At 60.3% G+C, this 21,699-nt stretch carries 20 protein-coding genes; 14 read left to right on the forward strand and 6 right to left on the reverse strand.

Translation table 11 applies throughout. The features are described 5' to 3' along the window. Positions 1-13: 13 nt before the first annotated feature. The gene (locus tag HX812_RS24545) at positions 14-913 is read right to left on the reverse strand and encodes an alpha/beta fold hydrolase (protein WP_080642341.1); all 900 of its coding nucleotides are present in this window, start codon (positions 911-913) and stop codon (positions 14-16) included. A 105-nt stretch (positions 914-1,018) separates the two neighbouring features. Between HX812_RS24545 and HX812_RS24550 the strand changes: the two genes are divergently transcribed. The 3 genes from HX812_RS24550 to HX812_RS24560 all read left to right on the forward strand — a co-directional run bounded on the left by HX812_RS24550 (position 1,019) and on the right by HX812_RS24560 (position 4,133). After that, positions 1,019-1,921, forward strand: a complete 903-nt coding sequence (locus HX812_RS24550) for a LysR substrate-binding domain-containing protein (RefSeq protein ID WP_038843360.1) — start codon at positions 1,019-1,021, stop codon at positions 1,919-1,921. Positions 1,922-2,156: 235 nt separating this feature from the next. Beyond that, positions 2,157-2,420, forward strand: a complete 264-nt coding sequence (locus HX812_RS24555; protein WP_038843324.1) for a peptidoglycan-binding protein — start codon at positions 2,157-2,159, stop codon at positions 2,418-2,420. Positions 2,421-2,429: 9 nt separating this feature from the next. Further along, entirely contained in the window at positions 2,430-4,133 is a 1,704-nt protein-coding gene (locus HX812_RS24560) for a penicillin-binding protein 2 (RefSeq protein ID WP_038843322.1), read from the forward strand. On the opposite strand, the gene HX812_RS24565 is transcribed toward HX812_RS24560, so the two are convergent. Then, positions 4,130-5,011 carry a LysR family transcriptional regulator gene (locus HX812_RS24565; RefSeq protein ID WP_038843320.1) on the reverse strand — a complete coding sequence of 294 codons (882 nt, stop codon included), beginning with the start codon at positions 5,009-5,011 and terminating at the stop codon, positions 4,130-4,132. The two genes, HX812_RS24560 and HX812_RS24565, sit on opposite strands and share 4 nt — an antisense overlap. A gap of 294 nt (positions 5,012-5,305) precedes the next feature. On the opposite strand from HX812_RS24565, the gene HX812_RS24570 reads away from it, so the two are divergent. After that, positions 5,306-6,340, forward strand: a complete 1,035-nt coding sequence (locus tag HX812_RS24570; RefSeq protein ID WP_038843318.1) for a D-cysteine desulfhydrase family protein — start codon at positions 5,306-5,308, stop codon at positions 6,338-6,340. A gap of 16 nt (positions 6,341-6,356) precedes the next feature. Here HX812_RS24570 and HX812_RS24575 read toward each other — a convergent pair whose 3' ends face one another. After that, positions 6,357-7,061 carry a GntR family transcriptional regulator gene (locus tag HX812_RS24575; protein ID WP_038843315.1) on the reverse strand — a complete coding sequence of 235 codons (705 nt, stop codon included), beginning with the start codon at positions 7,059-7,061 and terminating at the stop codon, positions 6,357-6,359. 98 nt (positions 7,062-7,159) lie between these two features. On the opposite strand from HX812_RS24575, the gene HX812_RS24580 reads away from it, so the two are divergent. The 5 genes from HX812_RS24580 (at position 7,160) to HX812_RS24600 (ending at position 13,740) form a co-directional block, all read left to right on the forward strand. After that, on the forward strand, positions 7,160-8,161 hold the full coding sequence (locus HX812_RS24580; RefSeq protein ID WP_038843312.1) for an Ldh family oxidoreductase: 1,002 nt from the start codon (positions 7,160-7,162) through the stop codon (positions 8,159-8,161). Between the two features lie 30 nt (positions 8,162-8,191). After that, a complete protein-coding gene (locus tag HX812_RS24585) occupies positions 8,192-9,403 on the forward strand; it encodes an iron-containing alcohol dehydrogenase (protein WP_038843310.1) in 1,212 nt (403 codons plus the stop codon). Between the two features lie 38 nt (positions 9,404-9,441). Then, positions 9,442-10,890, forward strand: a complete 1,449-nt coding sequence (locus HX812_RS24590; RefSeq protein WP_235165395.1) for an NAD-dependent succinate-semialdehyde dehydrogenase — start codon at positions 9,442-9,444, stop codon at positions 10,888-10,890. Positions 10,891-11,053: 163 nt separating this feature from the next. After that, positions 11,054-12,430, forward strand: a complete 1,377-nt coding sequence (locus HX812_RS24595; RefSeq protein ID WP_038843358.1) for an amino acid permease — start codon at positions 11,054-11,056, stop codon at positions 12,428-12,430. Then, positions 12,427-13,740 (forward strand): amino acid deaminase, encoded by a 1,314-nt coding sequence (locus tag HX812_RS24600; protein WP_050572375.1) that lies wholly within the window; start codon positions 12,427-12,429, stop codon positions 13,738-13,740. Before HX812_RS24595 ends, HX812_RS24600 begins: the two co-directional genes overlap by 4 nt. Before the next feature lie 6 nt (positions 13,741-13,746). Here the strand turns inward: HX812_RS24600 and HX812_RS24605 are convergent, their stop codons facing one another. Further along, positions 13,747-14,571 (reverse strand): hypothetical protein, encoded by an 825-nt coding sequence (locus HX812_RS24605; protein WP_200864473.1) that lies wholly within the window; start codon positions 14,569-14,571, stop codon positions 13,747-13,749. 259 nt (positions 14,572-14,830) lie between these two features. Here HX812_RS24605 and HX812_RS24610 point away from each other — a divergent pair, with 259 nt between their 5' ends. Next, positions 14,831-15,604 (forward strand): SDR family NAD(P)-dependent oxidoreductase, encoded by a 774-nt coding sequence (locus tag HX812_RS24610; protein WP_038843303.1) that lies wholly within the window; start codon positions 14,831-14,833, stop codon positions 15,602-15,604. Here HX812_RS24610 and HX812_RS24615 read toward each other — a convergent pair. Beyond that, positions 15,589-16,503, reverse strand: a complete 915-nt coding sequence (locus tag HX812_RS24615) for a LysR family transcriptional regulator (protein WP_038843355.1) — start codon at positions 16,501-16,503, stop codon at positions 15,589-15,591. The genes HX812_RS24610 and HX812_RS24615 overlap by 16 nt on opposite strands. 372 nt (positions 16,504-16,875) lie before the next feature. On the opposite strand from HX812_RS24615, the gene HX812_RS24620 reads away from it, so the two are divergent. Then, positions 16,876-18,198: an OprD family porin gene (locus HX812_RS24620; RefSeq protein WP_038843302.1), complete on the forward strand. Its 1,323-nt coding sequence runs from the start codon at positions 16,876-16,878 to the stop codon at positions 18,196-18,198. Here the strand turns inward: HX812_RS24620 and HX812_RS24625 are convergent, their stop codons facing one another. Next, on the reverse strand, positions 18,199-18,681 hold the full coding sequence (locus HX812_RS24625; protein ID WP_038843300.1) for a helix-turn-helix domain-containing protein: 483 nt from the start codon (positions 18,679-18,681) through the stop codon (positions 18,199-18,201). 107 nt (positions 18,682-18,788) lie between these two features. Between HX812_RS24625 and fabF the strand changes: the two genes are divergently transcribed. The 3 genes from fabF to HX812_RS24640 all read left to right on the forward strand — a co-directional run. Further along, positions 18,789-20,057, forward strand: a complete 1,269-nt coding sequence (gene fabF, locus HX812_RS24630; protein ID WP_038843296.1) for a beta-ketoacyl-ACP synthase II — start codon at positions 18,789-18,791, stop codon at positions 20,055-20,057. Positions 20,058-20,122: 65 nt separating this feature from the next. Beyond that, entirely contained in the window at positions 20,123-20,503 is a 381-nt protein-coding gene (locus tag HX812_RS24635) for a RidA family protein (RefSeq protein WP_038843294.1), read from the forward strand. Positions 20,504-20,573: 70 nt separating this feature from the next. Then, positions 20,574-21,699 (forward strand): peptidase U32 family protein (locus tag HX812_RS24640; RefSeq protein ID WP_178949131.1); only part of this gene is annotated, 1,126 nt, incomplete at its 3' end.

The raw sequence follows: 21,699 nt of genomic DNA on the forward strand, positions 1-21,699 counted from the left end.
AAAACCGCAGGGTTTAAGCGAGCCGGGCTGCTTGCTGCAGAAATCTCAAGATTTCATAGGCGATCAATTCAGGCGCCTCGCGCTGTGGAAAATGCCCCACCCCCTCGATAACGACCCGTTCGTAGTGCCCGGAAAAGAACGCTTCACGGCCTTTGGAGCTGTCTGGGTGATTGCACGTATCGGCACCGCCATGCAGGACCAGGGTTGGTAGCGACAGGATCGGGGCTGGAATCAGTTTCAAATCTGCGGCATCCGATACCGCATCGCCGTCAACGAATCCCCATCGATGGCGGTAGGAATGCAACACCACCTCCGCCCAATCCGGCCCCTCGAATGCACGGCTGGCGGTCTGGAAATCGTCCTCCGTAAACCATCCGGCAGGTGACCAGGTCTCCCACAGAGTGCGGGCGAATTCATGCCGATTCTGTTCAACTGTTTCGCGCCCCCTGGGTGTCGCCATAAACCAGTGATACCAGTAATTTCGCGCTTGCTGGAGGGAAATGGGTTGATGAGGATCATTGGTCCCGTAGCCCACCGACACCATCACCAAGGCCGAAGCAACACCCGGCCGGAGCCCGCAGGCGTTGGCAACAGCCCTGGCTCCCCAGTCATGGCCGACCAGCACGGGCGCTTGCAAATCCAGGGCGTCGATGAAATCCAGCAGGTCCAGCCCCAAGGTTGCCAATGCGCCACTGCGTGGTGTGTCGAGGTCACGGAACGTGGTGGGCGCGAACCCCCGCAGTGCCGGCGCCAATATGCGAAAGCCGGCATCGGCCAAGGCTGTTGCGGTGCGCATCCAGGTTTCAGGACTGTCCGGCCAGCCATGCACCAGTACGGCGACTCTGTTCGAGCCGGGGTTCCATTCCAGATAACCGACGTTCAACAGCGGTGTGGACACAAAGGCGTAATTCATGATGGTTCAGGCTCCAGGCGATTAGCTCAGACAGATGCTATCGCCGCGAAACAAACTGATTCATGATGAATCACGATTGATTGACAACTTTTTGAGGTGAATGCCGTGAGCCTGGACAATCCCGCCGTTTCCCTGGATCTCTCCCTGCTGCGGACCTTTTTGACGGTGGTCGATTCAAGCAGTTTCGCCTCAGCAGCAGAGGTACTGGCCATCACGCCTTCGGCCGTCAGTGGCCATATCAAGCGTCTGGAGGACGACGTCGGGGTCCGGCTGCTGACCCGGACAACCCGCCGTCTGGCGCTGACCCCCGAGGGAGAATTGCTTTACACCTACGCACGAAACATCACCTCGCTGGAACGGGAGTTTCGCGCAAAGTTGCGCGGCTCGCATGTCGAGGGCCGAATCCGTGTTGGCTCTTCCGAGGACTTCGCAGGCACGTGGTTGGCCGAGGTACTGCAAGCCTTCGGGCGCAGTTTTCCGCGCACGGCCATTGAAATGAAAGTCGGCATCACCTCCGATCTACTGCAACAGCAGCAGCAAGGCAAACTCGATGTGGTGTTCGGCAAACAGTGCAGCCGAGTAACGGATGAAGGCGATCTGTTGTGGGAAGAACCGCTGGTGTGGGCGTTCAATTCAAAGGCCGTACTCACTGACGACAGCCCTGTTCCACTGGCGGTATTCCCGGAGCCCTGCGTGTATCGTGAAGCCGCCATCCGCGCATTGTCGGGTGCAGGGCGACCTTGGCGGCTGGCATTCGAGAGCAGCAGCATGGCCGGGTGCATTTCCGCCGCCCTGGCCGGTTTTGCCGTTGCACCCTTGGCCCGTAGCCAACTGCGCGAAGGTATTAAAGAGCTGGGGGCAGCTGAAGGTCTACCGCCCCTGGCCTGCGCACGGTTCTATGCCTTTTACGACAAATCCGAAGGCCCCCTCAGGGCCTTGGTCGAGTCCGTCAAGGACATTGGCAGGCGCCGCCGTTTTATCTCGCACTCATTCCAAACCAGCGGTTAATTCAAAAAGTACCCGTGCTGCGTTTTTTAGCGTGTATCCCTGCTGTATCGTAAAACCGATACACGCTTTCAAATCAACGCAACGAGGCAGTACCGTGAATAGGATACGCAACAGGGTTAGGGTTCACGGCGCTGTACTGTCTGGCTGTTTGTTAGTTGCGACATGCACTCAAGCCTCCCAGGCACCTGTCCCTGCCTATGGGCTGTATAACGTTGCCGATTCACTAAAGAAGAACATGCAACAGCCGTATTACACGACCCCTTACTTACTGTCTGATGCACTGGCCTCACGCCAGGGCGTTGCCTTGATTGTTTGCGTACAAAAGGCCCTGGCCGAGCGGGAGTATTACGCCGGGGAGATCGATGGCATCGTCGGGCAGGAGACCGAAACCGCGCTGTTCCTGTTTCAAATGGACCTGGAGTTGAATATCACCGGCAGCATTAACTCCGCCACCCTGGAAAAACTCAATATCGTCACGCCTGAATGGTTTAGCCAGTAAGCCATTTCTATGAACCCGTCTGTCACTGAATCCCCCTGGCGCTTTCGAGTGGTCATCTCACTCTTTGCAGCGCTGGTCGCTTTAATCTCCTGGCGCATCCTCGACTTGCAGGTCATCAACCGGCAGTTCCTGATAAAACAAGGGGATGCCCGCAGCCTGCGCCATCTCCCACTCCCCGCCCAGCGCGGCCTGATCACCGACAGAAATGGCGAACCGCTGGCTGTCAGTACCCCCGTCATTTCCTTTTGGGCCAATGCCAGGGAGCTTGCCATTGCGCAAGACAAATGGCCGTTGCTGGCGGCGCTGCTGGAAATACCTGAACCCCGGCTGGCCGCGTTCCTGGAAAAAAACGCGCATAAAGAGTTTGTTTACCTGAGCCGGCGCCTGCCACCGGACAAAGCCGATGCGATCACCCACGGGGTCCATGACAACCACATCCCCGGCGTGTACAGCCTGGAGGAATCCCGTCGTTTCTATCCGGCAGGTGCTCTGACCGCCCATGTCGTGGGGTTCACCGACCTCGACGACAAAGGCAGCGAAGGCATCGAATTGGCGTTCGACAATGTGTTGAAAGGGGTTGCGGGACGCCAGCAAGTCCTGAAGGACCGGCGTGGCAGCCTGATCCGCGACCTGGGTACCGCCAAGCCGGCAAGGCCAGGGCAGGACCTGGCGTTGTCGCTGGACCTGCGCTTGCAATACATGGCAAACCGGGAGCTTCAGGACGCCATCAGCGCCAATGATGCCTTCGCCGGCAGCGTGGTCATCATGGATGTCCGCACCGGGGAGGTGCTGGCCATGGTCAATTACCCCACCTACAACCCCAACAACCGAAGCCATCTCCAACCGGTGATGATGCGCAACCGGGCCTTGATTGATGTGTTTGAACCGGCCTCGACGATGAAGCCCTTTTCCATGAGCGCGGCGCTGGAGTCCGGGCGCTGGAAGCCTACCGATACCGTCGAGGTCGGTTCGGGGATTCTCAAGATCGGCCGGTATACGATCCGAGATCTGTCCAGGACCCAGGGGCCGGTGCTGGACATGACCGGCATCCTGATCCGCTCGAGCAACGTGGGAATGAGCAAAGTGGCATTCGATATCGGCGGTGAAAAGGTCTTCGACCTGATGCGCCGTGTCGGCCTGGGGCAGGAAACCGGGCTGGGTTTTCCCGGTGAGCGCGCCGGCAACTTGCCCAATTACCGGGAATGGCGCCCGGCCGAGACCGCGACGCTTTCATATGGGTATGGGTTATCTGTCACGGCCGTCCAATTGGCCAAGGCCTACGCGATCCTGGCGGACGGTGGCAAAAGCGTGCCGATCACCCTGCTTCGGCGGTCCTCGGCGCCCGCCTCCGTCCAGGTGATTCCAGCCACCGTCGCGGATACCCTCAAGCACATGCTGCAACAAGTCATCGAAGCCCCCAAGGGCATATTCCGGGCCAAGGTGCCTGGCTACCATGTGGCCGGTAAAAGCGGCACGGCGCGCAAAACCAGTACCGGCGTAAAGGGCTACACAGCGAACGCCTACCGCTCCGTCTTCGCGGGTTTTGCGCCCGTGCAGGATCCTCGGTTTGCCATTGTGGTGGTCATCGATAACCCACGCAAAAACGGCTATTTTGGCGGGCTGGTAGCGGCTCCGGTGTTCAGTCGGGTCATGGCAGAAGCTTTGCGGATGTACAACATCCCGCCTGACAACCTGGGCGAAAACACGCGTTAGCCCAGGCGGGCCATGACGAAGTCGACAAAAGCCGCCAGCTTGGGCAGGGACTTTTTCTGGCGCGGGTACACAATTTGTACCGGCTTGGGCTCAGGCAAAAATGCCTCCATGATGCTGACCAGCTTGCCGTCTTTAACGGCATTGGCGACCAGAAAGTCGGGCTGCATCAGTATGCCGTTACCTGCAATGGCGGCCTGGAGCAACACCTGGCCGTCATTGCTCTTGAGCACTGCCCGCTCTGGCCAGGGAAACTCCGCATCGCCGCTTTTCAGCGACCAGGCAAATGTGTTGCTCCAGGAGGTGTGCGTCAGAATATCGTGCGTACGCAAATCCTCGGGCGTGGTGGGTGTTTGCCGCGCCTGGAGGTACTGAGGCGCCGCACAGATCACCATGCGATAAGGCGGAAGCGGCTTGGCAATCAGATTGGCTTCGATCAGTTCGGAAATCCTGAAGCCTATATCGAATGAGCTTTCATACAGGTCCATGACCTCGTTGCTCAGGATCAACTCGATCTGGATGTCCGGGTAAGCGCGCATAAAGTCCGAGACCAACGGCGCCACCAGGGAAACCCCCAAGGTCATGGGCGCGGTGATGCGCAACAACCCGCTGGGCTTGCCGGTGGAGGCCTCGACCAGGCTGTAGGCATACTTGACCTGCTCCAACGCGAGTTTGGCTTCCTCGTAAAACAGCCGGCCCTCGCCCGTCACCGATTGACGTCGCGTTGTTCTTTGAATCAATTTGGTGTTGAGTGTGGTTTCCAGGCTTTGAATGTGGCGGCCTACCATGACAGCGGACATGCCCACCAATAAAGCAGCGTCGGCAAAACTTCCGGCTTCGACCACTGCCACAAATACTTCCATCTGCCTGAGTTTGCTCATGAGCGAATCTTCACACCTTAAAAAACGACGCTAACAACAAGGCTGCAGAAAAATACGCACGCCTGTTAAGTTCGTCAACACTCACTATCGGAGCGATAACTTTATAAGTTAGATAGCGGCGTATTAAGTACTTCGGGTTCGACTATTACTAACTCACGCTACTTTTCTACTGTGAAGCGCAAAGGCTAGATTGCTAACCTCAGGTTAGTAGACAGCAAACGGCCGGTCCATTTATTGCTGGCGCGTTTGTGCATAAAGTCATCCGTCATCACCCTGAGCGACGAGGCTTTCCCCATGCAAACCCCACTGGATACCGCACTCAGCGCCTTTCCCAAGGCCGACCTGCTGCAAGGCCCAACCCCGATTCAGCGGGCGTCTCGGTTGGAACAGCACTTGGGCTTGGTCGAACAAGGCATTGGCCTGTTCCTCAAGCGTGATGACCACATGCTCATCGGCGGTGGTGGCAACAAGCTGCGCAAGCTGGAATTTCACCTGGGGGCTGCGCTTGCACAAGGCGTTGACACGATTATCACCGTGGGCGGTATTCAGTCGAACCATGCACGCTTGACCGCGGCCGTCTGCGCAAGGCTGGGAATCGCCTGCGAATTGGTACTCACACGCTCGGTGCCCAAGACGGAGCTCGAGTATGAACTCAACGGCAACGTGCTGCTGGACCAGCTGTTTGGTGCCGAAATGCATGTGCTGGACAAAGGCGCTGACGCGTTGACCATGGCCGAGGTCAGGGCTGAGCAACTGCGCAAAAAAGGTCGCAAAGTGCTGGTGATTCCAACGGGAGGGTCTACGGCAGCAGGCAGCCTGGGCTATGCGCGCTGCGCCGGGGAAATCGTCCGGCAGGAAGCGTCACTCGATCTCGCCTTTACCCAAGTGGTCGTGCCCAATGGCAGCGCCGGTACCCATGCGGGGCTCGCCGCCGGGTTCGAATGCCTGGGCAGAGGCGCGGCGACGGTGAAGTCCTATTCCGTGCTCAGCGATCAGCCAGCCAGTGCGACCCGCACATTGCAACTGGCCCGGGACACGCTGGCATTGCTCGGCAACAACGCTGATTTAGGCGCAAGGGCCATCCATGTTGATGGCAGCCAATTGGGTGAAGGTTATGGCGTACCGACCCAGGCCATGGTGGAAGCCGTTCGCCTGATGGCGCGCTACGAAGGTTTGCTGATCGATCCGGTGTACTCGGGCAAAGCGTTCGCTGGGCTAGTCGCCGACCTGCGGCAAGGGCGCTATCGCCGTGGCGACAACGTGTTGTTCATCATGACGGGCGGCACGCCTGGGTTGTTTGCCTACCGCGAGGCATTGACCACGGCCTGAAGAAGGCTTGCCCCACCTAAGGCAGGGCTTCGAAAATAGGCGCCATGCGACTGCGAGAACGGAGGATATGCTCCTTCATCGCATCACTGGCCGCCTCTGCATCTGCGGCCAGCAGCGCCTCGACGATCAACCCATGCTCCAGACGTGCCTCATCCGTGACATGGGTATGAAAACGCAGGCGGAACAAGTGCATGTGGGCATGCAGGCGGGACAAGGTTTCGGCGACCAGATCGTTGTCGCCGAGCTGGATGATCCACGCATGGAAGTCCGCGTCATGCACGGCAAACTTCCCATACGCCACTTTGGCGTCGTCGGCGGCGGATGACTCCATCCGACGTGCCAGCGTTACTAGCGTATCGCGCTGTTCGTCGTTCATGTTTCTCGAGGCCCTGGCCACCATGTAGGGCTCGAGCATCAGCCGCATATCGTAGATCTCTTCGAAGCGCTTACGCGAAGGCATCGGCGCCGCGCTATACCCCACGTTATGCGTCTTGATCACCAGCCCTTCGGTTTCCAGGCGGATCAATGCCGCGCGGATCGGCGTCTGCGAGACGTTCAGCTCCCTCACCAAAGCATCCACCGACATGCGGCTGCCTGGCGCGATCTTCAGAGAAATGAGCTGGGACAGCAGTGTTTCGTAGACCTGGTCGCCCAGGGACGTCGAGCGAATGATTTCCGGGGCGGACGATGAACCGGCGTTGGCAAAGGAAGAAGTGACCACAGCAAGCCTCTCGAAAAAATCGTTGACACCATGGTATCGCCCGATTAGCTTAAATCAAATCGTATTTCCGATCGGATTTTATTTAAGAGGGCAAACGCTTGGAAACCATCAGCATCGATCTGGCTCTTTCAACCAGCATCAGGGCCCTCGAAAAGGCCGGCGTCTCGCCCGAAAACGCGAAGATCCAAGCCGACCTGCTACTCGAAGCCGAGCTTCGCGGGCGTGCCTCTCACGGCCTGCAACGCTTGCCTCGCATCATCCAGCGCATTGAAAACGCAGTAGCCGATCCCGATACCGTCGGTGTCTCGACCTGGAACGGCACAAGCCTGCTTGAAGTGGATGGCTGCAACGGCCTGGGCCCCGTCGTGGCGTTCAACGCCCTCGCGCAGATTTCGGCGCGAGCTCGGGAAACCGGCGTCGCTGCGGCAACGGTCAGCCACTGCAATCACATCGGCATGCTCGCCCTCTACGCGCAACGCATTGCCGAACAGGGCCAGATCCTGATCGCCATGACTACCAGCGAGGCACTCGTGCATCCCTGGGGCGGGCGCAAAGCCATGATCGGCACCAACCCGATCGCCATCGGCGTACCGGCCACTCCCCTGCCCTTTGTGCTGGACATGGCCACCAGCCTGGTTTCCATGGGCCAGGTGCACGACTACGCCAATCGCGGCCAAGCCCTGCAGCCGGGTTGGGCGCTGGACATCCATGGCAACCCGACACTGGATGCCAAAGCTGCTCGGGACGGCGCCATTGCCCCGTTCGGCGATGCCAAGGGTTATGCCCTGGGCCTGGCTATCGAAGTGCTGGTTGCCAGTTTGACCGGCTGCGGGTTGGGCACCGACGTCAAAGGCACGCTGGACAACGACCAACCGTGCAACAAAGGCGACATTTTCATCGTCTTGCAACCGGCACACAACGCCGCGCACGCCATCTCCACCTACCTCAATGCCATCCGCGAATGCGAACCGGCCAAGGCTGACCGTCCGGTGCTGGTGCCGGGCGATCGAGCCCATGAGGTTCGCCGTCACAACCTGGTTGACGGCATTCGCCTACCCGCCGGTGTCTGGCAACAAATTCGAGTCTACGCGGGCGAGTAAGCCGCCTGCCTTGTGAAACAGGGGAACCCAATGAACAACAATAATTTCGGCCTGACGCGCAGCCCAAGCGCGATTCTGTTTGGCGACGGCCAACGTCATGCACTGGGGCGCGTCACGGCACACGTGGGTCAACGTGCGCTGATCTGCACCGATGAGCGCTTGTCGATTTCGCCGTTGCTGGAGGAAATGCTGCAAGACCTGACCAGAAACGGTGTCGCCTACCGCGTGTTCGATGGCACGCAACCCGAGTTGCCGTCCGATGGCATCGAAACCTGCGTGCAGGAACACCGCGCGTTCAACCCGGATGTCGTCATCGGCATGGGCGGTGGCAGTTGCCTGGACATGGCCAAGCTGGTAGCCCTTTCGCTGAGCCACGGCGGATCCCTTGAGCACTATTACGGAGAACTGAAGGTGCCAGGGCCGGTGCTGCCGGTCATCGCGATTCCAACCACCGCCGGCACCGGCTCCGAAGTGACGCCGGTGGCGGTGATGGCCGACAAGAAGCGTGACCTGAAAGTAGGGATCTCTTCGCCTTACCTCATCCCGCACATCGCGCTCTGTGATCCGGAACTGACCGTCACCTGCCCTCCGGGGCTGACAGCCCTGTCCGGCGCCGATGCCCTGACCCACGCCATTGAAGCTTTCACGGCGGTGGTCAACCCGGCAGATCCCCTGCTCTCGCAAAGCCGTGTGTTCGTTGGGAAAAACCTGCTCAGCGACCAGCACGCCCTCACCGCCATCAAAGCGATCTTCGAATACCTGCCGCGGGCGGTCGAGAATGGCGCTGACCGAGAAGCGCGCAGCCAAATGATGTTCGGCTCTCTCCAGGCCGGCCTCGCGTTTGGCGTTGCCGGTACCGCCGCTGCCCATGCGATCCAATATCCGGTTGGCGCACTGACCCATACGGCCCACGGCCTGGGCGTGGCGGCGTTATTGCCGTATGTGATGCGCTTCAACGCCGAAACCCATCTGCACGCCTACGTCGCAATAGCCCGTGCGATCGGCATCACGACGGCATCCCCCGAGCAAGCCGTCGATGAGCTCATTCATCAAACCCGGCAACTGCTCAACCGCATCGGCATCCCTCGCACCCTTGCCGACCTCGGAGTTCAGGAAAGCCAGCTGGACTGGATTGCCGAGCAGTCACTGCTGTCCGCGCGACTGATCAACAACAACCCCCGTCGCCTCGAATTGGGCGACTTGCAGCTGCTCACCCGCCGCGCGTTCCACGGTCATCTCTGACAACTCAACCACGCAGGTAGAACAACAACATGGTGCATATGACCCAACCTCACGACTCACTGCCCACCGATCTGTTCATCGGCGGCCAGTGGCTGCCCTCGACGTCTCGCCAGCGCATTGATGTGATCGACCCCTCGACCGAAGCGGTGATCGCCAACGTCGCGGATGCCACGCTGGAAGATGCGCGCGCTGCGGTCGACGCTGCGGCAGCGGCAGCGCCTGCCTGGGCGGCGACGCCACCGCGTCAGCGCAGTGAAATCCTGCGCCGCTGTTTTGAGTTGATCAGCCGTGACAGCGACAAGATCGCGCGGTTGATCGCCCAGGAAAACGGCAAGGCCCTCAGTGATGCGAAAGGCGAAGTGGCCTACGCCGCCGAGTTCTTCCGCTGGTTCGCCGAAGAGGCCGTGCGCATCAACGGCGACCTGAGCAAGGCACCCAGCGGCCAGGCCAATACCCTGGTGCAATACGAACCCATCGGCATTGCCTTGCTGATTACACCGTGGAACTTCCCTGCGGCCATGGCCACGCGCAAGATCGCCCCGGCACTTGCAGCAGGTTGCACGTGCATCCTCAAACCCGCCACTGAAACGCCCCTCACGGCCTACCTGATCGGTCAGATACTCGCTGAAGCCGGTGTGCCGGACGGTGTGGTCAATATCCTCACCACCCGCTCGGCGGGCAAACTGTGCAGCGAGATCCTGGATGATCCACGGGTGCGCAAACTCTCGTTCACAGGCTCGACAGAGGTCGGTCGTGTCCTGCTGCGCAAGGCCGCCGACTCGGTGATCAACTGTTCCATGGAGCTGGGCGGTAACGCGCCGTTCCTGGTGTTTGAGGATGCCGACCTTGAGGTTGCCATCGACGGCGCCATGCTCGCCAAGATGCGCAATGGCGGGGAAGCTTGCACGGCTGCCAACCGCTTTTACGTGCAGCGCGGCATCGCCGAAGCTTTTTCGGCGCGTCTGGCACAACGCATGGCTGACCTGCGCGTCGGGGACGGCGTCGACCCGCAAACCCAATGCGGCCCCATGGTCAATGCCGCTGCCGTGGACAAGATCAGCGCGTTGGTCAACGACGCCTGCGCCAAGGGCGCCAAAGTCATCGCCGGTGGTGATAAACCCGCGCGCCAGGGTTACTTCTATAACCCGACGGTACTGGTTGATGTACCGCCCACGGCCGATCTGCTGCGCGAGGAAATCTTCGGCCCTGTCGCCCCCATCGTCGTATTCGATACGGTCGACGAAGCGATCAAGTTGGCCAATGCCACCGAGTACGGCCTGATGGCCTACGTGTTTACGGCGGACATCGGCAAGGGCATGCGTATTTCGGCTCGCCTGGAGAGCGGCATGATCGGCCTAAACCGCGGCATCGTGTCTGATCCCGCCGCGCCTTTTGGTGGTGTCAAGCAAAGTGGCCTGGGGCGCGAGGGGGCTCATCACGGCATGCTCGAGTTCCTGGAAGCCAAGTACATCTCCGTGAATTGGTGATCTAAAACGCGGTAGCAGCTGTTCGACAACGTGCACCCTGGTAACGCTTCGAGTGTTTACCACCCTTGTGTGTGCCCGTTGAAGCGCGGCTGCCACCGACTTTTATTGATTGCGATTGCGTCATCCATTGTAAAAAAAATAAATCGGCATGGTGAACAACGCTATGAATACCGCGACAGAAAACAGCGCTCTAAACCGCGGCCTTGGCCCTCGGCAGATGAACATGATGGCGCTCGGAGCAGCCATTGGCGTGGGGTTGTTTTATGGCTCCGCCAGTGCAATCAAGACCGCCGGCCCGGCCATTCTCCTGACCTATGCGGTGTGCGGCGTGTTTGTCTTTTTTGTGATGCGTGCCTTGGGCGAAATGGCGGTCCATAACCCGGTGGCCGGTTCCTTTTCCCGGTATGCATTCGACTACCTGGGGCACCGCGCAGGCTTCATGACGGGATGGACCTACTGGTTCTACTGGATCGTCTGCATCATGGCCGAAGTGACGGCAGCAGCGATCTACATGACTTACTGGTTTCCGGATGTACCGGCCTGGATATGGGCCTTGAGTGCGTTACTCGCCATGGGCGCACTGAACCTGGTGGCGGTATCGGCTTTTGGTGAAATGGAGTTCTGGTTTGCCGCGATCAAGGTCGTCACCATCGTATTCCTGATCGTTACCGGTACGGGGATTATTGTGTTCGGCCTGGGTAACGATGGCGTCGCACTGGGTTTGAGTAACCTATGGAGCCATGGTGGTTTTATGCCCCACGGCGCTTGGGGTGTGCTGGCGGCGTTGCCGATGGTGACTTTTTCCTACAGCGGGATCGAGATGATCGGCTTGACGGCCGGTGAAGCGAAGGATCCGGAAAGGTCCATCCGGCGCGTGGTCAATACAGTGTTCTGGCGCATTGCGATCTTCTACGTCGGCGCATTGTTCGTGGTGATGTCGTTGTACCCGTGGGACCTGATCGGCGCACAGGGCAGCCCCTTTGTACTGACCTTCGAAAAACTGGGGATCCGCGAAGCGGCGGGCATCATGAATTTCGTGGTGCTGACGGCGGCCTTGTCGTCCTGCAACAGTGGGATCTTCAGTACCGGACGCATGGTGTTCAACCTGGCAGAACAAGGCCAGGCACCTGGCCGCTTCCGCAGGATTTCAGCGCGGGGGATCCCAGTGTACGCAGTGGGACTCGGCGTACTGGTGACGTTGATCGGCGTGCTGCTGAACTATATTGCCCCACCTGATTTGTTTATCTGGCTCACGTCAATTGCCACCTTCGCCGGCCTGTTTACCTGGACCATCATCCTGCTGTCGCACATCAAGTTCCGCCAGCGTGTCACCTTGAGCGCCGACCGACGCATGATGCCGTGGTCGCCCTGGAGCTCTTACGCCACCCTCGCCTTTCTGGCACTGATTACCGCCATGCTGACGCTCTCTGAAAACACCCGGATCGCCATGATCGTCGGCCCGATCTGGCTGCTGGGGTTGTGGCTGTCCTACAGCCTTGTGCAAAAACGTAATGGGCTCACTACCGAGGTGTATGAATGAACCTGCCTGCGCAACAGATTGCTGGCCTGAAAGACATCGCGCGCCGCGTGCCCTTGACCCTCAACCGGCATATGAAAGGCATTCCCGAACAGTTGGTCGGGTGCCCGCGCCACGCTATCGCCGACTTGCACCTCTCGCTGCTCAACGAAGATGTGCCATTCCCGGTGGCCACCCTGAAGGCCTCGGCGCTTACCCATAACAGCCAGTGGATGAGCCAGTATCTGCGAACGGCCAATGTCAGCCTGGCGCCCCACGGCAAAACCACGATGAGCCCGGAACTCTTCGCCCTGCAGCACCAGGATGGCTGCTGGGGGCTGACGCTTGCTACCTTCCAACAGGTACGAGCAGCCCGTCGTCACGGGGTGAAGCGCATCATCCTGGCCAACCAGGCGGTGGGCCGACAGGAAATCCGCTATTACCTGGAGCAACTGCGCGACGACCCGACGGTCGAGATCTTTTGCTACGTGGATTCCCTCGACGGCGTACACCGCTTTCTTGAAACCGCACAAGCCATGCGGGTCGGCCGCCCGCTGGAGGTGCTGATAGAGCTGGGCTACCCCGATGGCCGTGCGGGCTGTCGGAGTCTTGAGGACGTCGTGGCGATTGCCGAAGCAATTCGCCAGAGTCATGGCCTGATCCAGCTTCGTGGTGTCGCAGGGTTCGAAGGGTTGTACCAGAGTCGTGTCGACGAGGACCGCCTTGCCCTGGTTCGGGCCTTTCTCCAGCGAATCGCCGAAGCCGCCCTTCAACTGGACCAGTTGCACTTGTTTGCCGACGCCGAGGTGCTATTGACCGCCGGTGGGTCCGCCTACTACGACTTGGTCATCGAAGCCTTCGGCGCGGTTGCATTGTCCAAACCGGTCAGGATTGTCACGCGCAGTGGCTGCTACCTGACCCACGACAATGGCCTGTATCAGGCGCTACATGCCGAATGGTTGGAAAGAAACTCGCACAGCGAGCGGTTGCAGCCGGCCCTGGAAGTATGGGGGCAAGTGCTGTCCTTGCCGGAGCCTGCGCTGATGATTGTATCGGTCGGCAAGCGCGACTTCGGCACAGACGCGGGCCTGCCCGTGCCCCATCACTGGATCCGGCCAGGTACCGGTTTGCTGGAACTGCCGAGCGGTTGCGTAATTGCCGCCACCAGCGATCAGCATGCACATGTGCGGGTACCTCAGGGGCACAGTTTTCATGTAGGTGACTGCATCGGTTTCGGCGTCTCCCACCCCTGCACTACCTTTGACAAATGGCAGGCCATTTACCTGGTGTCTGACGACTACAGCGTACTGGATGTGTTCCAGACGATGTTCTAACGTATTTCACTCGCCGCGCCGTCCCAGCATGACGATGCCGGGGCGCCCCGGTTGGTCCACGAAGGTCCTCACGCCTTCCGGCTGCCAACTTTCCTTCATCACCGCCCCCAATGACGTGTAGTACTGCGCCAGTTGCGTGATGTCATTGATGATCGTCCAAGTGTTCTTGCGCACCGCCGCAATCGGAAACTCGCCTGGCCTGGCGACGGCCCCGGAGACACCGCCGGTCTGTTGCACATTATCTTTTTCATGGCTGACCATGTAGGACAGGTAATTGACCTGCGGGCCGTGTCGCAACACATTGTGCTGGCGCACGGCGAATGGCCGGTTACTGTCATCCAGTGCCACTTCGCGGTTGATGCAATCGATCACTTGCTGCTCTTCAATGGAGCCCGCCAGCACGGTTCGTGGCCGTCCAGCGCCACGGAAGGTGATGATGTCGTGCGCGTCATAATCCCCGGTGAAAGCCTTCTTCTGCCAGTTCCCGAGCCGCTTGAGTGCAGCGAGGCTGCCTTCTAGGTTCTTGATGTCGATGGGTTGGATCGACGTGTCATCCTCAAGGTCGCCACTGAGGTAAACGCCGACCAGTCCCGTTGGGTCCCAATGACCCACATAACCCTCCAGCCCGGCGGTGCGCAGGCGCAGCAGCAAGTCGTTGGCCTTGTCGGGACCATATGCCTTGGCGAGGGAGCTTTGCTTGATGGTTTTTTCCAGGATGTTATGGCCCTTGGCCGCTGCGCCACGCTCTAAAGCCAGGAGTGTGGCGCGGCCAGCCGACCTGAAACTGATGGAGAAGTTGCCTTTGATTGAGGCTCGCTCAATGGCGTCCATGTGCTTTTCTAAAATGAATTCACGGGCAACGCGTTGCCTTGTTTTTGTGTCATCCGGCATCGTTAAGGCCAATTTGAGGTAGGAAGGTTCTCCTCTCCAAACGTCCTGGTCACGGGTTTTATTCCATGACGGCCAAACTATGAACCTAAAGCTCATAACTCGTTAACTATTGCGTGGATTATCCAGGGTAATCATCCGCCGTAACCTGTGCCCATAGCGCAAGCACACCGCCTTGCGCAGCACATGAACGGAGCTTTCCATGACCTTATCCACTCCCCGCCAGCTTGAAGGCAAAGTCGCGCTGATCACCGGCGCCAGCTCTGGCATTGGCCGTGCAACTGCCGTTGTCCTGGCTCAACGCGGCGCAAAGATCGTTGCCGCTGCCCGCCGCCAGAGTGAGCTGGACGAGGTGGTTGCCGAGATCATCGCCCACGGCGGTATCGCTTCCTCCATTGTGGTCGACGTGACCCGCGAAGCCGACATCATTGCCATGGTCAAGTTTGCCGTGGACACCTACGGCCAGCTGGACATCGCCTTCAACAATGCCGGCACCGAAGGCGTGTTCGCGCCGCTGATCGAGCAGGACAATGCGCGCTTCGACCTGGTGTTCGAACCCAATGTGCGCGGCGTCTTCAACTGCATGAAGTACGAGGCCAAGGTGATGCTGGAGCAGGGCTTTGGCAGCATCATCAATAATGCGTCCATGGGCGGCGTGATCGGTTTCGAGAATGCCGCGCTGTATATCGGCACCAAGCACGCCGTGGTGGGCATGACCAAGACCGCGTCCATCGAGTGGTTCAAACAAGGGGTGCGGGTGAATGCGCTTTGCCCAGGGCTGATCGAAACACCCTTCCACCATCGCGGGATCTGGCCGTCGGTGGAAGCCCAGCAGGCGTTCGCCGCCAGCACGCCGGCCAGTCGTTTCGGCACGGCTGAAGAGATGGCGACGGTCGTGGCGTTCTTGGGCTCGGAAGATGCCAGCTACGTGTCCGGTCACGCCCTGCTGGCCGACGGCGGCTACTCGGTGGCCTGACGGTTACGCGCCTGGAAGAAGTCGATAAATGCCCGGAGCTTTCCGGGCATTTGCGCACGGTTGGCGTAATACAGGTGGAAGGTCTCGGCGGGCGCGGCGTATTTTTCCAGCATCGCGACCAACGCGCCGCTGGCAATGTCCGCCTGGGCAAACGGCCGGAATACCAGGGCCACGCCACATCCCAGGCGCGCCGCCGACAAGGTGGTGCGCATCTCATCCAGCACCAGGCGTCCCTTCACCTGGAGCTCGACATTGGCCTTGCCGATGCGAAACGTCCAATCCATCAGCGGCCCGCGACTGCTCAAACGCTGATGGATGCAGTCGTGGGCCAGCAGGTCTTCAGGTGTGTTCAACGGCGCCGAGCGTGCCAGATACTCCGGCGTGGCCACGGCCACCATCGGCTGCGACGCCCCCAGCGGCACCGCGATCATGTCACGCTGCAAGGCCTGGCCCAGGCGGATACCGGCGTCGAAGCCTGCGCCGATGATGTCGCTCAAGCCATTGTCCAGGGCGATATCCAGGCTGATGTCCGGGTAGTGCGCGAGAAACGCCGCCACATGCGGTTCGATCAGCGAGGCGTAGGCCACGTAGGAGCTGTTGATTTTCAACGCGCCATACGGGCGGCTGGCGGTGTCGTGTACCTGCTGCACCGAGAAGCGGATCTGCTCCAGGGCCGGGGCCAAGGTGTCGAGCAATTGGTTGCCCGACTCAGTCAACGCCACGCTGCGCGTGGTGCGGTTGAACAGGCGCACGCCCAATTGCGCTTCGAGCTGCTTGATGGTCTTGGACATCGCCGTGGGCGTGACCTCCATCTCGGCCGCCGCCCGCGCAAAATTCATATGACGGGCCACGCATTCGAACGCGATCAAGGCCGGCAGGTGGGTGGATTTCAGGCTCATGCAGCGTCTCGAAGGGTGGATGCCAATGGTGTGGCGCAGCATAGGTGAGTTCAACTAACCCGGCCACGCAAAAAAATCCGCCGCAGAGTCTGCGGCGGCAACCAAAGGATTTTGTCGAAGCAGAGCGGCTAAGACAGCGTCCACGCTACACCCGCAGTCGATTAAAAATAGTGAAGTTTAATTAATCGAGTTTCATCCCTTGGCCCGCTGCAGGCCCCGCAGACTGGGCTTAGAATCAAGCTCGGCAACCACGCCGAACACAATAAAAACCGTAACAGCTCACCTGCAAACATCTGCCCATACAACTTTATGCACCCTCCAATCAGTGCGGTGTTTCTGTGCGCGCGTTCATTCTTCCGGGGAAGTTACAACATGATTAAACAGTCGAGCCTGTTAGCACTGGCGGTGTGTGCCGGTATCAGTCAACTGGCGTTTGCCGAAACGGTCACCGACCAGGCGGACTCCAAGGGGTTTATCGAGGGCAGCAGCGTCACCGGGTTGTTGCGCAACTACTACATGAACCGTAATCGCGAAGGTGGCCGGGCCGATAACATCGACTGGACCCAGGGCGCGATGCTCAACTACGCCTCGGGCTTCACCCAGGGCACTATCGGCTTCGGCGTGGATGCCTACGCCTACGGCGGGCTGAAACTGGACGCCACCCACGCGGATGCCGGCACCGGCAACCTGCCGACCGACCGGCATGGCGACCCCGAAGACGCCTACGGCTCCGTGGGTGCGGCGGTGAAGATCAAGATCTCCAAGACCCAGCTCAAATTCGGTGACATGCAACCCACCGCCCCGGTCTTCGCCACCGGCGGCACCCGCCTGTTGCCGCAGACCGCCACCGGTTTCGACCTGACCAGCAGTGAAATCGCCGGCCTGGACCTGGAAGCCGGGCATTTCACCAGCACCAACAGCGGCATGACCAGCAACCATGACCACGATATCTACGCGACCTACGCCAATATAGCCGCCAACAGTGCCAGTTTCGTCGGTGGCAAATACACCTTCAGCCCGTCCCTGAGCGCGACCGTCTATGCCGGTGAACTGGAAGACATCTGGCGCCAGTACTACACCAACCTCAACTACGTGATCCCGCTGGCCCATGACCAGTCACTCGCGCTGGATGGCAACCTCTATCGCACCCTCGATACTGGCAGCGCCAAGGCCGGCGCGATCAACAACACCACCTACTCGCTGGCGGCGGCGTACTCGTTCCTGCAGGCGCACACGTTGACGCTGTCGTTCCAGAAAGTGCATGGCGACACGCCGTTTGACTACATCGGCACCGGCAACAACGGCGCGGGCGAAGGCGGCGATTCGGTGTACCTGGCCAACTCGGTGCAATGGGGGGACTTCAACGGGCCGGGCGAACAGTCCTGGGGGATTCGGTATGACCTGAACATGGCCAGCTATGGCGTGCCAGGGCTGAGTTTCATGGGCCGCTACATCAACGGCTCGGACATCAATGGCACCCATACACCGGATCACAGCGCCTATGTGGGCGACTACGGCGCCGACGGCGCGCACCACGAAACCGACCTGGAGGCCAAGTACGTGATCCAGAGCGGCCCAGCGAAAAACCTGTCGTTGCGTGTCCGCGATGCGATCGTGGCATCGAACGCCGACCAACGTGATGGTGACCTGAATGAGTTGCGGCTGATCGTCGACTATCCGTTTACCTTGCTCTAATCAATCCGGCATCTCCCCCAACCGCTGGCGCATCCCTGCGCTGGCGGCTGGACCGGCTTGGATCGTGCACTGGTCCAACGGCACACATTGGCCCGCGGCATTCGCCATCGCCGGCTGCACCGGCAAACCGGTCGCACGCTCCACCACTTCCACACTGTGGCCTTCTTCTGCGAAATGCCGGTTGCCCCAGGCCACCAGCGACATCAGCACCACACTGAAATCCTCACCCTTGGCCGTCGGCACATATTCGTAGCGTGGCGGTCGCTCGCTGTAGGGCCGACGCTCCAACATCCCCGCCTCCACCAGGCCATTCAAACGGCGCGTGAGCATATTCGGCGCGATACCCAGGCTGCGCGAGAACTCATCGAAGCGGCGCAGGCCGTGCAAGGCGTCGCGCATGATCAGAATGCTCCACCACTCCCCTACCCGCTCAAGGCTGCGGGCGATGGGGCATTCGTCGCTGATGAGGGACTTGCGTTGCATGGGGATTCCTGTGGGTCAGTGCAAATGTGTGTGACGCCATGTTACTTTCATGTTGATAGTGACGTCCATAGGGTCTGTTCCCTCACCGCAACCGGAGTCGATTGATCATGAGTAAACGCATCGTTGTGACAGGCATGGGCGCGCTGACGCCGTTGGGCGCTGACGTGGAATCCACCTGGCGCCGCCTGTTGGCCGGGCAATCGGGCATCCGTCGCCTGCCGGAAGACTTGATCGGGGATTTGGCGGTCAGCATCGGTGGCCAGGTGCAGAGCGCTATCCAGGATCCTGAAGCCGGATTTGACCCGGATCGCCTGCTGGCAGCCAAGGAACAACGCAAGATGGACCGCTTTATCCTGTTCGCGCTGGCGGCGGCGGATGAAGCCTTGAAGCAGGCCGGCTGGGCGCCGGACACAGTGGAACAACAGGAACGCACGGCGACCATCATTGCGTCGGGTGTTGGCGGTTTCCCGGCGATTGCCGATGCAGTGCGCACCACTGACAGCAAAGGCCCGCGCCGATTGTCCCCGTTTACCATCCCATCCTTCTTGAGCAACATGGCCGCCGGGCATGTGTCGATCAATTACGGTTTGAAAGGCCCGTTGGGCGCGCCGGTGACCGCCTGTGCCGCAGGTGTGCAGGCCATCGGTGATGCGGCGCGAATGATTCGTGCCGGTGAAGTCGATGTGGCGGTGTGCGGCGGCGCCGAAGCGGCGATTCATCGGGTCAGTCTGGCCGGTTTTGCGGCAGCGCGAGCCCTGTCCAGCGACTTCAATGACAGCCCTGAGCGGGCTTCGCGGCCATTCGACCAGGCGCGCGACGGTTTTGTCATGGGCGAAGGCGCCGGCATCCTCGTTATCGAAGAACTGGAGCATGCCCTGGCGCGTGGCGCACAACCCATTGCGGAGTTGGTGGGCTACGGCACCAGTGCCGATGCCTACCACATGACGGCCGGCCCGGAAGACGGCGACGGTGCGCGACGCGCCATGCAGCAAGCCTTGCGCCAGGCCGGCATCGAGGCGGCCCAAGTGCAGTACTTGAACGCTCACGCGACTTCCACACCGGTAGGCGATAAAGGCGAACTGGCCGCGATCAGGACGGTATTTGGCGCTAACGGCAGCCCGGCAATCAGCTCGACCAAATCTGCCACCGGGCACCTGCTGGGCGCTGCGGGCGGTATCGAAGCCATCTTCACCGTACTCGCCCTGCGTGATCAGGTCGCCCCGGTCACTCTCAACCTGCAAAACCCCGACGCGCTTGCGGATGGCCTGGACCTGCTGCACGGTGCAGCCCGGCCGATGCCGATTGAATACGCGCTGTCCAACGGCTTCGGCTTTGGCGGCGTGAATGCCAGCGTGTTGTTCCGCCGCTGGGCGTAGTTTGCCCCTGCGGTATTTTTCGGGGACCATGGGCGCCTTTCTGAACCTGCCAATGAGAGGCGCCCATGGCCAACCACGACCTGCACTACACCCCGGATCCCGATGCCGACTCGATTTCTTCGGATGTGATCGGCTTCAACGGCATCCTGGTGTCCACCCAGATCCCGACCCGCGCCGATGGCAGCCTGGAGCTGGGCGATATCACCCTGCAAAGCGAATGCACCCTGCAAGCCTTGAAAGTCGCCCTGGAAAAGGCCGGCAGCTCCATGGACCGGGTGATGCACCTGACCATTTATCTGACGGACATGGCTGATCGCGGCGCCTTCAACGAGGTCTACAAGCGCTTCTTTGCCAAGCCCTGGCCCGTGCGTGCGGCGGTTGGCGTTGCCGCGTTGGCGGTAGAGGGCATGCGCGTGGAAGTCACTGCGATGGCCGCTCAAGCCTGAGTGGGTGCCGGTCAGGCATTTCACAGCTACAATGCGCGCCTCAACCGTGACAAGCCTGACTAAAAAAACTATGTCCTTGCCCAAGCATCACCTGGAATTGCTCAGCCCTGCCCGCGATGTCGCCATCGCGCGCGAGGCGATCCTGCATGGCGCCGACGCCGTGTACATTGGCGGCCCGAGCTTCGGCGCGCGCCATAACGCCTGTAACGACGTGAGCGATATCGCGTCCCTGGTGGAATTCGCCCGCCGTTACCACGCGCGCGTCTTCACCACGATCAACACCATTCTGCATGACAACGAACTGGAACCCGCGCGCAAGCTGATCCATCAGCTCTACGACGCCGGCGTCGACGCGTTGATCGTGCAAGACCTGGGGGTGATGGAGCTGGATATTCCGCCCATCGAGCTGCACGCCAGCACCCAGACCGACATTCGCACCCTGGGCCGCGCCAAGTTTCTCGACCAGGCCGGCTTCTCGCAGTTGGTATTGGCCCGTGAGCTGAACCTGCAGGAAATCCGCGCCATCGCCGACGAAACCGATGCCGCCATCGAATTCTTCATCCACGGCGCCCTGTGCGTGGCGTTCTCCGGGCAGTGCAACATCTCTCACGCGCAGAACGGCCGCAGCGCCAACCGGGGCGATTGCTCCCAGGCCTGCCGTTTGCCGTACACCTTGAAAGATGACCAGGGCCGCGTCGTGGCCTTTGAAAAGCACCTGCTGTCGATGAAAGACAACAACCAGAGCGCCAATATTCGCGCGCTGGTCGAAGCCGGCGTGCGTTCGTTCAAGATCGAAGGCCGCTACAAGGACATGGGCTATGTGAAGAACATCACCGCCTATTACCGCCAGCGCCTGGATGACGTGCTTGAAGACCGCCCGGACCTGGCGCGCGCGTCCAGCGGCCGCACCGCGCACTTCTTCCTGCCGGACCCGGAAAAAACCTTCCACCGTGGCAGCACCGACTATTTCGTCACCGATCGCAAGGTCGACATCGGCGCCTTCGACACCCCAACGTTCACCGGCCTGCCGGTGGGTGTGGTGGAAAAAGCCGGCAAGCGTGACCTGCAAGTGGTCACCCATGAGCCGCTGTCCAATGGCGATGGCCTGAATGTGCTGATCAAGCGCGAAGTGGTGGGTTTCCGCGCCAACATCGCCGAGCCTAAAGGCGAGTTCGAGGAAGACGGCGAGAAGCGCT

This window comes from Pseudomonas sp. IPO3749 (genome assembly GCF_013386605.1).
GTDB lineage: Bacteria > Pseudomonadota > Gammaproteobacteria > Pseudomonadales > Pseudomonadaceae > Aquipseudomonas > Aquipseudomonas azotoformans_A.

What these genes read in the sequence shown, in the direction of transcription:
- HX812_RS24545 (WP_080642341.1), bottom strand. Translation starts at nt 913, where the DNA reads ATGAATTACGCCTTTGTGTCCACACCGCTGTTGAACGTCGGTTATCTG.
- HX812_RS24555 (WP_038843324.1), top strand. Translation starts at nt 2,157, where the DNA reads ATGCAACAGCCGTATTACACGACCCCTTACTTACTGTCTGATGCACTG.
- HX812_RS24560 (WP_038843322.1), top strand. Translation starts at nt 2,430, where the DNA reads ATGAACCCGTCTGTCACTGAATCCCCCTGGCGCTTTCGAGTGGTCATC.
- HX812_RS24565 (WP_038843320.1), bottom strand. Translation starts at nt 5,011, where the DNA reads ATGAGCAAACTCAGGCAGATGGAAGTATTTGTGGCAGTGGTCGAAGCC.
- HX812_RS24570 (WP_038843318.1), top strand. Translation starts at nt 5,306, where the DNA reads ATGCAAACCCCACTGGATACCGCACTCAGCGCCTTTCCCAAGGCCGAC.
- HX812_RS24585 (WP_038843310.1), top strand. Translation starts at nt 8,192, where the DNA reads ATGAACAACAATAATTTCGGCCTGACGCGCAGCCCAAGCGCGATTCTG.
- HX812_RS24590 (WP_235165395.1), top strand. Translation starts at nt 9,442, where the DNA reads ATGACCCAACCTCACGACTCACTGCCCACCGATCTGTTCATCGGCGGC.
- HX812_RS24595 (WP_038843358.1), top strand. Translation starts at nt 11,054, where the DNA reads ATGAATACCGCGACAGAAAACAGCGCTCTAAACCGCGGCCTTGGCCCT.
- HX812_RS24600 (WP_050572375.1), top strand. Translation starts at nt 12,427, where the DNA reads ATGAACCTGCCTGCGCAACAGATTGCTGGCCTGAAAGACATCGCGCGC.
- HX812_RS24605 (WP_200864473.1), bottom strand. Translation starts at nt 14,571, where the DNA reads ATGGACGCCATTGAGCGAGCCTCAATCAAAGGCAACTTCTCCATCAGT.
- HX812_RS24610 (WP_038843303.1), top strand. Translation starts at nt 14,831, where the DNA reads ATGACCTTATCCACTCCCCGCCAGCTTGAAGGCAAAGTCGCGCTGATC.
- HX812_RS24615 (WP_038843355.1), bottom strand. Translation starts at nt 16,503, where the DNA reads ATGAGCCTGAAATCCACCCACCTGCCGGCCTTGATCGCGTTCGAATGC.
- HX812_RS24620 (WP_038843302.1), top strand. Translation starts at nt 16,876, where the DNA reads ATGATTAAACAGTCGAGCCTGTTAGCACTGGCGGTGTGTGCCGGTATC.
- HX812_RS24625 (WP_038843300.1), bottom strand. Translation starts at nt 18,681, where the DNA reads ATGCAACGCAAGTCCCTCATCAGCGACGAATGCCCCATCGCCCGCAGC.
- fabF (WP_038843296.1), top strand. Translation starts at nt 18,789, where the DNA reads ATGAGTAAACGCATCGTTGTGACAGGCATGGGCGCGCTGACGCCGTTG.
- HX812_RS24635 (WP_038843294.1), top strand. Translation starts at nt 20,123, where the DNA reads ATGGCCAACCACGACCTGCACTACACCCCGGATCCCGATGCCGACTCG.